We start from the raw sequence: 12,967 nt of genomic DNA on the forward strand, positions 1-12,967 counted from the left end.
CAACCAGATAATAGAACAATAATAAAGGTTACGTTATGAAGTTAAGCAATCAATATCCAACATTGTCTGGTAAGACAGTGTTTATTACGGGTGGTGCCACAGGTATTGGAGCTTGTTTAGTCGAAGCCTTCTTACAACAGGGCGCCAAAGTTGCGTTTGTGGACATTTTAGATAACGAATCAAATCAGTTGGTTGATTATATAAATAAGCAATATATCGACCCTGAATTGAAGTTTTATCATTGTGATTTGGTCGATATTCCTGCATTACAAGCGGTTATTGCACAAGTAGAAGTCGATTTAGGTCCAATCGGTGTGCTGATTAATAACGCAGCTTGTGACGAACGTCATAAGATAGAACAGCTAACGCCTGAATATTGGGATCGTTGTATCAATACCAATTTAAAGCACTATTTTTTTGCTGCGCAGGCGGTGAGAGTTCAGATGTGTAAGTTGGGCGGTGGTTCAATCATTAACCTAGGTTCAATGAGCTGGCATAACTGCCAAGGTGGAATGGCGGGCTATACCGCGGCAAAAGCGGGAGTGATGGGATTGACCCGTGGATTGGTTGCCGACCTTGGTAAAGATCATATTCGTATCAATACCTTGACGCCTGGCTGGGTAATGACGAAGCGTCAGTTAACACATTGGGTTGATCGAAACACTGCTAAATATATTGAAGATAATCAGTGTATTAAAGATTATGTGATGCCCGAAGACATCGCCGCGATGGCGTTATTTTTGGCATCCGATGATAGTAAACTCTGTACTGCACAGAATTTTATAGTTGATGGTGGCTGGATTTAGTCGTTACAGCACCATTTAACAAGCAATTGTTTAGGGTTGTAAGTTTGGCTGTGCGAATCCATAGTCAGCTTCCTTGAGCGGAACATTTGTCAAAAGGTGCGTAGTAAACGATGCAAGCTTCAATTTCAACATTTAATAAGCAACACCCCGCGTTTCCAAGTGAATTTGATTTAGTTGTCTTAACCAACAATAAGGGGTTAATTGTCACTTTATCGAGTTATGGTGCGAGCATATGGTCAGTCGAGCATATCGGTGATGATGGTGTAAAAGTGCCATTGACGATCGGTTACCAACAGATAGAAGATTGGGCAACTAATCCATACTATTTTGGGGTTACTGTTGGACGCGTTGCCAACCGAATTGGTCAATCACGTTTTTCAATCGGTGAGGAGCAATTTAAACTGATTGAAAATGAAGGGCCTAATCAGTTGCATGGCGGCCCAGGTGGTTTCAGCCATAGAATTTGGCGCACCGAAACTAAAACGAATGACGATGGAGTGAGTGCTTTTTTCCATTTAGAAAGTGCTGATGGCGATCAAGGCTTTCCTGGAACCCTACATACTAGTGTCGAATATCGCCTTACCAATGACAATGAACTGATCATTAATTATCATGCGGTTTGCGATAAAACTACGCCTATCTGCTTGACCAATCATACCTATTGGAATCTCAGCTCTGATGAGCTCAGCGGTATTCTTTATCACCACTTGCAGATCAATGCAGATAATATCCTCGCTTTAGATGATCAACAGATCCCTAATGGCGATATTCAGTCTGTCAGCAATACTTGCTTTGATTTTCGTCAACCTAAGTTAGTTGGTGTTGATATTTGTGAGCCGAGTAATGGCTACGATCATTATTATATTGTTAATGACCATAAAGCTGATCAATTAAATTTTGTTGCTAAATTAACTGATGAGGCCTCTGGGCGCGAAATGGAAATACTGTCCACAGAAGTTGGCGTGCAGTTTTATAGCGGCAACTTTTTAGATGGATCTTATCGACGGGAAAATGGCGAGTTTATAAATAAGCACCAAGGCTTATGTTTAGAAACTCATGGCTATCCTAATGCCGTTAATATCGAACATTTTCCAACAACAATAGTTGAAAAAAATACACCTTATACACAAACAACGGTGCATAGATTTAAACATCTATAGCTGAGTCATTATTAATTAAGAATAGGCTTTGAGATCAAGGCCGCGACCATGCTGTACCTAAAAAAGGTAAAGGATATTAAAATGAAGATTAAACAGTTTATTCCAGTATTAGCGTTTTGGGCGTTAGGAAGCAGTGCAGCCTACGCAACAACGGTTGGCTTTTCACAAGTTGGTTCTGAAAGTGGCTGGCGAACCAGCTTTAGTGAGGCGGTAAAAGCCGAAGCTAAGGAACGCGGTATTGATCTTAAGTTTTCTGATGCACAGCAAAAACAGGAAAATCAAATTAAGGCGGTACGTAGTTTTATTGCCCAAGGTGTTGATGCCATCATTGTTGCGCCAGTGGTTGAAACCGGTTGGACGCCAGTGTTAAAAGAGGCCAAAAGAGCGCGGATCCCTGTAGTCATCGTCGACCGTAATATTAAAGTGTCTAATGACAACTTGTACCTCACTCGTATCGCGTCTGATTTTAGGGAAGAGGGTGTAAAAATAGCCAATTGGTTAATGGATACCACCCAAGGAAATTGTCGTATCGCTGAGCTACAAGGCACGGTTGGTGCTACTGCTGCAATTGATCGCGCTGCAGGATTCAACGATGTTATTGCTAACTATCCCAACGCCACTATAGTGCGCAGCCAAACGGGTGAATTTACCCGGGCAAAAGGTAAAGAGGTGATGGAAAGTTTCCTCAAATCCCAGCCTGCTGACGAACCTTTTTGTGCCGTATGGTCACACAATGATGAGATGGCATTGGGCGCCGTACAAGCTATTAAAGAAGCCGGACTTAAACCAGGAATTGATATTCTAGTGGTTGCGGTTGATGGTGTCCCCGATTATTTCAAAGCAATGGCAGAAGGAGATACTAATGCCACCGTTGAACTTAGCCCTTACTTAGGCGCGCCATCATTTGATGTTATCGAAAAATACTTAGCGGGAGACAAAAATATTCCCAAGCTTATTAGCACAACCGGCGATGTATTTACCCAAGCAACTGCTGCGGAAGAATATAAAAAACGCGCAAATAGATAAGGTCGTGTAACAAGCGACTTAATTTAATGTGAGGGAAGGCTAAATGGAAGCTGTATTAGCATTAAAGGGTATTTGTAAACAATACCCTGGTGTGAAAGCACTGCAAGATGTGAGCTTAAATCTGTATCCTGGTGAAGTACATGCGCTGCTCGGTGAAAACGGAGCAGGTAAGTCAACCTTGGTCAAAATCATGACCGGTGCAGAAACAAAAAATAGTGGCACTATCGATTATGATGGTAAAACATATGATTTTACATCGCCAATCGAGGCACAAAGTGTCGGAATTGTCAGTGTATATCAAGAGGTTAACTTACTACCTAATTTAACCGTTGCCCAAAACCTGTTTCTTGGTCATGAGCCGAGAAAGTTTGGCCTGATTAATCATCGGCAGATGATTAAACAAGCTAAGCAGGTGCTCAAGCAATTTAAGTTAGATATTGATGTCAGTGAGCCGTTATCTAAATATTCGGTTGCAGTTCAGCAATTGGTGGCAATTGCCCGCGGCGTAGCTATGTCTGCAAAGGTATTAATATTAGATGAGCCAACTGCAAGCTTGGATGCTGATGAGGTTAAAGTACTGTTTGGTATTCTAAATCAGCTCAAGAAAGAGGGAGTATCGATTGTTTTTATTACTCACTTCCTTGATCAGGTTTACGCTGTTAGCGACCGTATTACCGTGCTGCGAAATGGTGAGTTTGTTGCAGAGCATTTAACCAAAGAGTTACCTCAATCTAAGTTAGTTGAGGCGATGCTGGGTCGAGCACTAGAAGATCATCTTCAACTCGATAGCGCACCTAAATCAACTAACGCAGCCGATAGCACTCAGGCGGTGCTGCTGAGTTTAGAAGGGGTATCGGTTAAGGGCTCGATTCAATCTTTGAATCTAACTTTGTCAGAAGGCAAAGCCGTGGGACTCGCGGGGCTTTTGGGCTCTGGACGCAGTGAAGTTTGTAACGCTGTGTTTGGCCTCGATCAGCTCAACAGCGGTAATATTCAACTTAAGGGTAAGCCATTAAAGCTTACCAATCCTGCGGACGCCATTCATGAAGGGATTGCGTTATGCCCTGAAGATCGCAAGGTCGATGGTATTATTGGGCCTTTGTCTATTCGTGAAAATATTATTTTAGCGCTGCAAGCACGACTTGGATGGTGGCGCTGTTTGTCGCGAGCGAAACAAGATCAAATGGCGCAGTTTTTTATCGATAAGTTGCAGATAGCGACTCCTGATGCTGATAAACCGATAGAGCAGCTCAGTGGCGGTAACCAACAGAAAGTGATTCTGGCTCGTTGGTTAGCGATTGAACCTATCTTGTTGATCTTAGATGAACCGACTCGAGGTATCGATATTGGTGCGCATGCAGAGATCATTAAGCTGATCAGAAGCTTATGTGATGACGGCATGTCATTGCTGGTCGCTTCTTCGGAACTCGATGAACTCGTTGCGTTTTCTAACAAGGTGGTGGTGATGCGAGATCGTTTTGCCATCAAAGAGCTTAGCGGTGAAGAACTGACGTCGCAACATGTGATGCAAGCGATAGCGGAGGGCGCATGAGCAAGTCAGCAGAAGTATTACAACAGCCATCGGTAGCGGTGCCTGAAAAAACTGAAGAAATGATTGATAAGAAAACGAGTCGATATCAAGCTGGATCGGAAAAAGCATGGCTTAGGTACTTATGGCCAGTGGCAGCGTTAGTGTTGTTATTGGTGGTTAACCTGTTTATTGACAGCAGCTTTTTCCATTTAACTTTTCAAGATGACCGCTTCTATGGCTCATTGATCGATATCTTAAATCGAGCCGCGCCAGTGGCGTTACTAGCTATAGGTATGAGTTTGGTGATTGCTACTGGCGGTATTGATCTGTCAGTTGGTGCTGTGATGGCGATTGCAGGCGCGGCGTGTGCAAACTTGCTGTTGGTACCGGATCTAAGCGTGTTTACTGTAGTGATCATCGGTCTGTTGGTGGGCATTTTGGCTGGGTGCGTTAACGGTGGTTTAGTCGCCTATTTAGGCATTCAGCCGATTGTGGCCACCTTGCTGCTAATGGTCGCGGGACGGGGCATTGCTCAGCTAATTAACCAGGGACAAATCGTGACTTTCCAAAGCCCGGGTTTTGCAGCAATAGGGACGGGTCAATGGCTTGGTTTGCCGATGCCGATTTGGATCGTGATTGCGATGCTAATCGCGACGCAATTACTGCTCAGAAAAACGGCTTTGGGTTTATTTATTGAGGCGGTGGGCTGTAATGCTAAAGCAAGCCGTTACATGGGGATAAACGATAAGTCTATTAAGCTGTTTGTTTATGCTGTGGCGGGGTTATGTGCAGCGCTTGCAGGGATGATCAGCGCAGCGGATATTCAAGGTTCTGATGCCAATAACGCAGGGCTTTGGCTTGAGCTTGACGCTATTTTAGCGGTGGTCATTGGTGGTGCAGCGCTAACGGGTGGTCGTTTCTCGTTGATCTTATCAATTGTTGGGGCGTTAATAATCCAAACCCTAGCGACTACGATAATTGTTAGCGGTCTACCCGCTAAATTTAATCTACTTATTAAAGCTGTAGTGATTCTATTAGTCCTGCTACTTCAGTCTGAGCTGTTTAGAAACCAACTTAAAGCACTGTTTAGCTTTTTTAAAAATGTTAGTTCATCTGAGAAAGGGAGTGCTAAATGATCTCTCGTCGTTTTCTACCTCTGTGGATCACTGCATCTTTGTTGGTGCTGATGTTCGCCTTCGGTGCGACACAGTTTGAAGGGTTTGCCAGTGTTCGAGTTGTTACTAATCTATTTCGTGACAACGCATTTTTACTTATTACAGCGCTTGGGATGACGCTGGTGATCATTTCCGGTGGTATTGATCTTTCTGTCGGTTCTGTGATCGCCTTAAGTGGCGTGATTGCTGGTTTGTTAATAACACAATATGGCTGGCATCCACTCGCGGCATTCGCGTTGTTAGTGCCACTCGGCACCTTGTTTGGTGCGGGGATGGGGGTGATGATTCACGTCTATAAATTGCAGCCATTTATCGTGACACTTGCGGGAATGTTCCTCGCTCGAGGCCTAGCAACGACATTGAGTGAAGAGTCTATTGCTATTGATCATCCATTTTATGATGCAGTGGCCGATTTTGGGATTGCGCTACCAGATAATGGTTGGTTGGACGCAAGCGCTTTGCTGTTTATTTTCATTTTTATCTTAATCGCTGTGATGATGCACTTTAGCCGATTTGGCACTAATGTTTATGCCTTAGGCGGCAACGCACAATCGGCCAAATTAATGGGGATCAATGTAGGTCGTTCTACTATCGCCATTTATGCAATGAGTAGTGCCTTAGCAACAATCGCGGGTATCGTATTCTCTTTCTACACGTTCTCTGGTTATGCTTTAGGTGGGATAGGTGTAGAGCTTGATGCGATTGCTGCAGTGGTGATTGGCGGCACATTATTGACTGGTGGCAGTGGTTATGTTTTAGGCACTGTGCTTGGCGTGTTTTTGATGGGAGTCATACAGACTTATATCACTTTCGATGGCACCTTAAGCAGTTGGTGGACTAAGATTGTTATCGGTTTGCTATTGTTCTTCTTCATCATTTTGCAAAAAGTGCTTAACGGGAGAACGGCGTCTCATGGCTAATCGCATCTCAACTTATAGCATTGTGACGATTGGATTGATGATGGCGTTTGGGCTCAGTGCGTTAAACGCAGTTTATGCCGTACCTCTGCTAAATCTAGATAGTGAAGTCGCTGAAACGACTGTTAAAGATAGTAATTTTATCGAACGTCGCGCAGACCCTTGGGTGATTAAAGCCGCTGATGGTGGTTATTATTATACCGCCTCGGTTCCTGAGTTTGACGTTATCGAGATCCGCTATGCTAAAACTATCGATGGACTTGCCAGCGCTAAGCCTAGAAATATTTGGAAAAAGCATAAAACAGGCCCAATGAGTATCGATATTTGGGCACCAGAAATGCACTATATCAATGGTGGCTGGTATATCTACTACGCAGCTAGTGATGTGAATACCCGTTTCCATAACCGCATGTTCGTTTTAGGTCTTGAAGGTGATGATCCAATGACTGGGCAGTGGCGAGAACTTGGGCGCTTTAAAACCGGCCGGGATGCATTTTCGCTCGATGCGACCACGTTCACTGTGGGTGATCAGCGTTACGCTATATGGGCTCAGCAAGACACGGCAAAGACCTATAACACTGGGCTGGTCATTGCCAAAATGACGTCACCAATTAGCACTGAGTTACCTGAAACAATTATTAGCGAGCCGTTATTACACTGGGAGCGCTTAGGTTTTAAGGTTAACGAAGGGGCGGCGGTGATCAAAAAACACGGTAGGGTATTTGTTTCTTACTCTGCCAGTGCGACAGACGATAGATATGCCATGGGGTTAATTTGGGCGGATGAAACCGCTGACTTACTCGATGCTAAGAGTTGGCATAAGCTAGAGAAGCCTGTTTTTACAACACAAGCCGAACTCAAGCGTTTTGGGCCAGGCCACAATAGCTTTGTGGTTGCAGAGGATGGTAAAACCGATTTGATGTTTTATCATGCAAGGGACTATTTAGAGCTACAGGGCACCCCATTGACAGATGGTAATCGTCACACTCGATATCGGGCGATAGGTTGGTCGGAAGATGGCTTTCCTGAGTTTTATAACGAGCTTTCAGATAGGCAAACATTTGACGTTAAATAAAATGTAAGCTTATCGGGTAAGGTAATAAAATGGCGCTAATCATTAGGATTAGCGCCATTTTTTTGCTTATAACAATAGTAATAGTGACTCGGAAAAACCTAATGCCAATCAGTATAAGAAAGTGGTCTACACAGCGTGTTTTTTGGTAACTCATTCAAGGCGAATGGGTGATGGAATGCTCGTTCGCTTGTGAGGCCAATCAACTGAAGTTGGGAGGTAAATGGATATAGAAGCTAGGGTAACTAATGGAGTCGTTACCGAGGAGCAATTAAAAGTAAGCGCAAATATCTAGTGCTAAATCATCGCTGAGCGATCACATCGTTATACTGATTGGTATCAAAGAGGCCTTGCAACATAAAGTTGTAAGGCCTCTTTAGTGAAGTGCTTAACAGATATCAAAGGTAACGGTATTGTCGGTTACATCATGCTGTTAGTTACTTAGCGCGGGTTTCATTAGTCTGACTTCATATAATCCACCAGCAATTGACCCTGGTTTTGCCACAAACTTTACCCTGAATGGCTGGTTAGGATCGGCAATAAAGTCTGCTGGAATAGGGTAGTCGACGCTATAAAAGTTTGCCTCGTTGGTCCCCGATAAGCGTACCGTCGTCAACTTTTTATCATTAATCACAATATCAAATTGACGATGAGTGTCTAAACCGAAATAGGTGAGCCTAATAATAGGGTTGGCTTCGCCTTTCGCATTGAGCTGATAGCCGAACCAGTTGGTTGCATGGCGCCAGTGGCGAGTGCCATTTAATCCAGCTTCGCTGCCAACGCCCTGAAAAAAGTGGTCTGATTCAGGTTGCTGCTCTCCTGGTTGCACCAAATCCAAGGTGTTTGCAGCGAGTAGGGCATCTTGTTTTGATTGCTGTACCAATTCAGCCTGACGACTTTGCCAATGCTCAGCATCACTTTGACCAAAATAAAGGGTATAACGGCTGTCATGAAGTCGGTAGAAGGGGATTAAATCGAGCTGTTGCCCTAGGTTGAGTTTGGCATTGCCTGTTGTAAACGCGAGTTGGCTACTGGCCACCTTTTTGATCTCTTTTAAAAATTGTGTTCCATTGCTAATGAAAATAGGGGCGTTTTCAGGCTCGCACATCTGCCCTTTAGCAATATGGCCCATGCGGCTGTCGTCGGCAATAAAGTCCAACTTCTCATCAGGGAACGGGTCGGTCTTTGCTGCTAATACAATTGGACCGTATAGCACTGAGTAGTACGACGATTTATCAGGCATCTGCTCTAGGCTAATCGCCATTGGTAAGGTGATTGATAGCGTATCGCCTGCAGCCCAGTTACGTGAGATTTTAATGTAGTCGCCTGGATTGGTGTCGATGACTTGTGGTTTACCGTTTAAGCTGACGCTCACTTTTCCTTTCTCGGCCCAGTGGGGATAGCGAATATTAAGATTGAATTTCCCTGCCGTTAATATCGATATTTTGCTGCTATTGCTATCGGGAAAGTCCGTTGTTTGCTTGATATCAATCTGCTTGCTCTGCCAGTGGATACTCGAATCGATAAATAGGTTAACGAATAAGTCATTTTGGTCTTCGGCATAAATCATTTCACCATATTTGGCGTGATTCTCAATCCCCGAGCCAACACAGCACCACATGCTTTTTTGCGGATCTGAGTAGACACGGTATTGATTGGGGCGCATTGCCGTAAAGTAGACCAATCCACCGGTTTGTGGATTTTGTGACGACAAAATGTGGTTGTATAAGGCGCGTTCGTAATATTCGATATAGTTTAGATCGCCATTGCCTTCATACAGCAGCTTAGACAGTTTCAACATGTTGTACGTGTTACAAGTTTCAGGGCCTTCAACCGATTGCAACATGCTAGAGAAATCATCACTGGGATGAAAATGCTCTCGAACACTGTTGCCGCCGATTGATACCGTGCGCTGGTTAACTATGGTTTGCCAAAAGAAATCGGCACTATCATGCCAGGCGCTATTGTTTTCGAGTTGTGCAATACGCGCAACGCCCACGATTTTAGGTATTTGGGTATTGGCATGCAGTCCAGTAAGGGCATCTGTTTTTGCCAGTAGCGGTGACAATAAGGATTGGTCGGTATAGCGCTTTGCTAAGGTTAGGTATTGCTGATTGCCTGTAATGGCATAGACATCGGCTAAGGTTTCATTGAGCCCGCCATATTCGGTTCTCAGCATCACTTGAAGCTGTTCATCACCGAGGTTTTTACTGAGTTTTATCATCCAGTCGCTAAAAAGTATCATCATTTTTTTAGCTTGCTGATTCCCCGCAAATTGATAAGCATCTCGCAATCCTGCAAACACCTTATGGACATTGTACCAAGGAACCCAGCTTTCATTGAGGGTGAATAGATCAGCGCGAATATCGCCAAGGGCGATCTCTTGCCACAGCTTTGCGCCATTGGGGACACCACCTAAATAGCCATTCGCGTGAGCTTGCTGACATTTATCAAGCTCATTAATCATATAATTAAGACGTTCGAGTACCTGTTCATCGCCAGTAGATGCGTACATCAATGCAAGTGCGCTGAGGTAGTGGCCGCCGATATGACCATCAAGCCCAGTATTTTCCCAATTGGGATAGTTTTCTGCTTCACTCTTTAAACCTGCTTCTTTGCGATAGGGGGCGAGTAAACGTTCAGGATCCATCGACATCAAATAGGCTAAATCAGTTTGCTGAGCATGAAGAAACGGTCCCGATGTAATGCGCACATCCTTTAAGGGGATCGGGGTTGGTTGCATCGCAAATGCGGTGCCTGTGGTGAGGATTAACGTAGCGGCGAGCAATAATTTTTTCATTGATTTACACCTATAAAAAAGCTCCTAACAAAGTAGGAGCTTTAGAGTTGAATCGATTTATTCTTGCAATGAAGGTTTTCCAAATACCGGCAAGCCATTGTCATCCCAGCGAAGGGCTTTGACGTAGGTGTGACGATTAGGGTCCCATAATGGGTCACCTTCGATTTCGGTGTAGGTACGAGCGTGATAAACCAAGATCACTGTGTCATCGTCTTCTGCAACGGTAAAGCTATTATGTCCAGCGCCGTAAACACCGTGTTCATAGCAACTTGTCATCACTGGCTCTTTCGACTTATGCCAATTTGCAGGCTCTAATAGATCTAAGTCATCATCGATAGTTAATAAACCCATGCTGTAGTTTTCGTCTGTAGCACTGGCTGAATAACTGATAAAGATCTTACCGTTACGCTTAAGAACTGAAGGACCTTCGTTAACCCAAAATCCTTTAATTTCCCAGTCAAACTCAGGTTTTGTCAACATAACAGGCGCTGAGCTTATCTTATCTGGGGTATCCATCTTAGCGATGTAAAGATTGCTATTCCCTTCAATAGCATTATCTTTTTGCGCCCAAAGATAATAGAGCTGACCTTTATGTTCAAAGGTGGTTGCATCGAGACAGAAGGTATCGATTCCCGTATCGAGCTGACCTAAAAACTCCCAAGTCCCTGTTAACGGATTAGCATCCTTGCATCTAAGAACATACATACGATGCTGAAACAGATTGTCTTTAATCTCACGGCTCGGTGCGATGGCAACATAAACATACCAAGCGCCCTGATTAAAATGAATTTCAGGGGCCCATACCAAATCAGAGTAAGGGCCTGTATCTGGTTTGTGCCAAATATCAACTGGTTCAGCTTCGTTTAGTTCGTCAATGCGTTTAGCTCGGCGAAGCTCAATACGATCGTATTCAGGCACCGATGCGGTAAAATAGTAGTACCCATCGGTGTGCTTATAAATGAACGGATCGGCACGTTGTTCGATAATGGGGGATAGCTTTAACATCTAATTAGCTCCAAATTTTGTTAAACAGTGGCTTCAGTTGGCTTAATGCCAGACTGTGTTTGCTGTTGGTCAATTGATTCGTTATAGGTGATATCGTCAAGCTGCGCTTTGATTTTTTCATAGCTACTATCGGTTATATGGTACTTGAACATCAGTGAGCCCATTAGAGTATGGAATGCGCCTGGGATAACCGTTAGCATCAATGCAATACCTGTAAGGGTATATTCACTTTGTACCGCGCCTGCCTCATAGTCAAAGTAGGTCAGTAGCATACCCACGACGAAACCTGCGATACCCATGCCCGCTTTTTGGGCAAAAGAGATGCCGCCAAATGCTAAACCAGAGACTCGGTGGCCATTTTTTACCGTACCATAATCGACCGCTTCCGAGATGATTGACCAAAATATTGGCGCATGAAGGTCAACAACGAAAGAGATAAGGAAATAGAGGACAAACGCCAATGCAACATCACCAGGCTGTACGGTGAAGAACATAATGACACTGAGTAGGCCAACGCCTATCTGGCTATATCTAAATAGCTTAAGTTTACAAAATCGTTTGGTGATCCAAGTTGATGCGATCATAGACAGTAATGCCGCTACCACACCCGTAGACAAAAACGCTGACAGCAGTTTTGCGTCACCGCCTAAGTAATAAGTAGCGTAGTAGGCCGCTACCGACCCGCGGATCACATAGCCAATGGTACCGATAACACAAATAGTGCTGAGGATCTGCCATTGGTCGTTACGAATTAATAGCTTAAACTGTGTGATTATAGGTTTAGTTTCAACCTGATACGCCACACGTTCACGAGTGGTAAAGAAACAAAACAGGAATAGTAGCGTCGCCATTGCGCCCATTAGTCCCATAGCACTTTGATAACCTTTCGCTAAATTGTCGCCTCCCCACGCCTCTGCAAGAATGGGGACTATGATGGTCACCATAAATGCGGCTACTTTAGCGAAAAATAATCGGTAGCCTGCCGCGGATAAACGTTCTTTGGGATTATCGGTCATCACACCAATAATTGAGATGTACGGTATCGTCACCGCGGTAAAGATAACAGTGACTAATATATAGGTAGAGTAAGCCCAAATCAGTTTACTGTTGTAGTCCCAGTCTGGCGTACTAAAGGTTAAAAAAACCGATATACCAAATGGGACCGCCATAAAGAGGAAGTAGGGACGGTAACGGCCCCAGCGAGTTGAGACTTTATCGTTGATAATCCCCATTAACGGGTCGGTGACCGCGTCGATAAGCCTAACAACCAAAAACAAAATTGCGATATCTGCTGGTTTCAAACCGAAAATATCGGTATAGAAATACGTGATGATTAGCATCATCGATGAAATAACTACATTTACCGCCATGTCTCCAGAGCCATAGCCGACTTTTTCAAGTACTGAAAGCTTATTGGTACTCATCCAGGTTCCCTTAATTATATTTAGATACAGCTTGTTACACCAATAGTGTCA

Annotated in this window: 10 protein-coding genes; 7 read left to right on the plus strand and 3 right to left on the minus strand. The window is 44.1% G+C overall.

The features are described 5' to 3' along the window. Nucleotides 1-35 precede the first annotated feature (35 nt). The 7 genes from K0I62_RS08995 to K0I62_RS09025 all read left to right on the plus strand — a co-directional run bounded on the left by K0I62_RS08995 (nt 36) and on the right by K0I62_RS09025 (nt 7,690). The gene (locus K0I62_RS08995) at nt 36-806 is read left to right on the plus strand and encodes an SDR family NAD(P)-dependent oxidoreductase (RefSeq protein ID WP_220071104.1); all 771 of its coding nucleotides are present in this window, start codon (nt 36-38) and stop codon (nt 804-806) included. A gap of 110 nt (nt 807-916) precedes the next feature. Then, the gene (locus tag K0I62_RS09000; protein ID WP_220071105.1) at nt 917-1,966 is read left to right on the plus strand and encodes an aldose epimerase family protein; all 1,050 of its coding nucleotides are present in this window, start codon (nt 917-919) and stop codon (nt 1,964-1,966) included. A gap of 81 nt (nt 1,967-2,047) precedes the next feature. Continuing rightward, the gene (locus K0I62_RS09005) at nt 2,048-2,992 is read left to right on the plus strand and encodes an ABC transporter substrate-binding protein (protein WP_220071106.1); all 945 of its coding nucleotides are present in this window, start codon (nt 2,048-2,050) and stop codon (nt 2,990-2,992) included. Between the two features lie 43 nt (nt 2,993-3,035). After that, the gene (locus tag K0I62_RS09010; RefSeq protein WP_220071107.1) at nt 3,036-4,544 is read left to right on the plus strand and encodes a sugar ABC transporter ATP-binding protein; all 1,509 of its coding nucleotides are present in this window, start codon (nt 3,036-3,038) and stop codon (nt 4,542-4,544) included. Next, nucleotides 4,541-5,659 (plus strand): ABC transporter permease, encoded by a 1,119-nt coding sequence (locus K0I62_RS09015; RefSeq protein ID WP_220071108.1) that lies wholly within the window; start codon nt 4,541-4,543, stop codon nt 5,657-5,659. Before K0I62_RS09010 ends, K0I62_RS09015 begins: the two co-directional genes overlap by 4 nt. Continuing rightward, entirely contained in the window at nt 5,656-6,618 is a 963-nt protein-coding gene (gene yjfF / locus K0I62_RS09020; RefSeq protein WP_220071109.1) for a galactofuranose ABC transporter, permease protein YjfF, read from the plus strand. The genes K0I62_RS09015 and yjfF overlap by 4 nt, the downstream gene beginning before the upstream one ends. Continuing rightward, nucleotides 6,611-7,690 carry a glycoside hydrolase family 43 protein gene (locus K0I62_RS09025; RefSeq protein WP_258405123.1) on the plus strand — a complete coding sequence of 360 codons (1,080 nt, stop codon included), beginning with the start codon at nt 6,611-6,613 and terminating at the stop codon, nt 7,688-7,690. Before yjfF ends, K0I62_RS09025 begins: the two co-directional genes overlap by 8 nt. Nucleotides 7,691-8,120: 430 nt before the next feature. Here K0I62_RS09025 and K0I62_RS09030 read toward each other — a convergent pair whose 3' ends face one another. Genes K0I62_RS09030 through K0I62_RS09040 form a run of 3 tightly spaced genes read right to left on the minus strand, consistent with a single transcriptional unit; the run spans nt 8,121 to nt 12,916 of the window. Then, nucleotides 8,121-10,487 (minus strand): glycoside hydrolase family 127 protein, encoded by a 2,367-nt coding sequence (locus K0I62_RS09030; RefSeq protein ID WP_220071110.1) that lies wholly within the window; start codon nt 10,485-10,487, stop codon nt 8,121-8,123. Nucleotides 10,488-10,544: 57 nt separating this feature from the next. Then, complete coding sequence (locus K0I62_RS09035; protein WP_220071111.1) at nt 10,545-11,492, minus strand: glycoside hydrolase family 43 protein; 948 nt, start codon at nt 11,490-11,492, stop codon at nt 10,545-10,547. A gap of 20 nt (nt 11,493-11,512) precedes the next feature. Continuing rightward, complete coding sequence (locus K0I62_RS09040; protein WP_220071112.1) at nt 11,513-12,916, minus strand: MFS transporter; 1,404 nt, start codon at nt 12,914-12,916, stop codon at nt 11,513-11,515. Nucleotides 12,917-12,967: the final 51 nt, after the last annotated feature.

This window comes from Shewanella psychrotolerans, from assembly GCF_019457595.1.
In the GTDB taxonomy this organism is placed as follows: Bacteria; Pseudomonadota; Gammaproteobacteria; order Enterobacterales; family Shewanellaceae; genus Shewanella; species Shewanella psychrotolerans.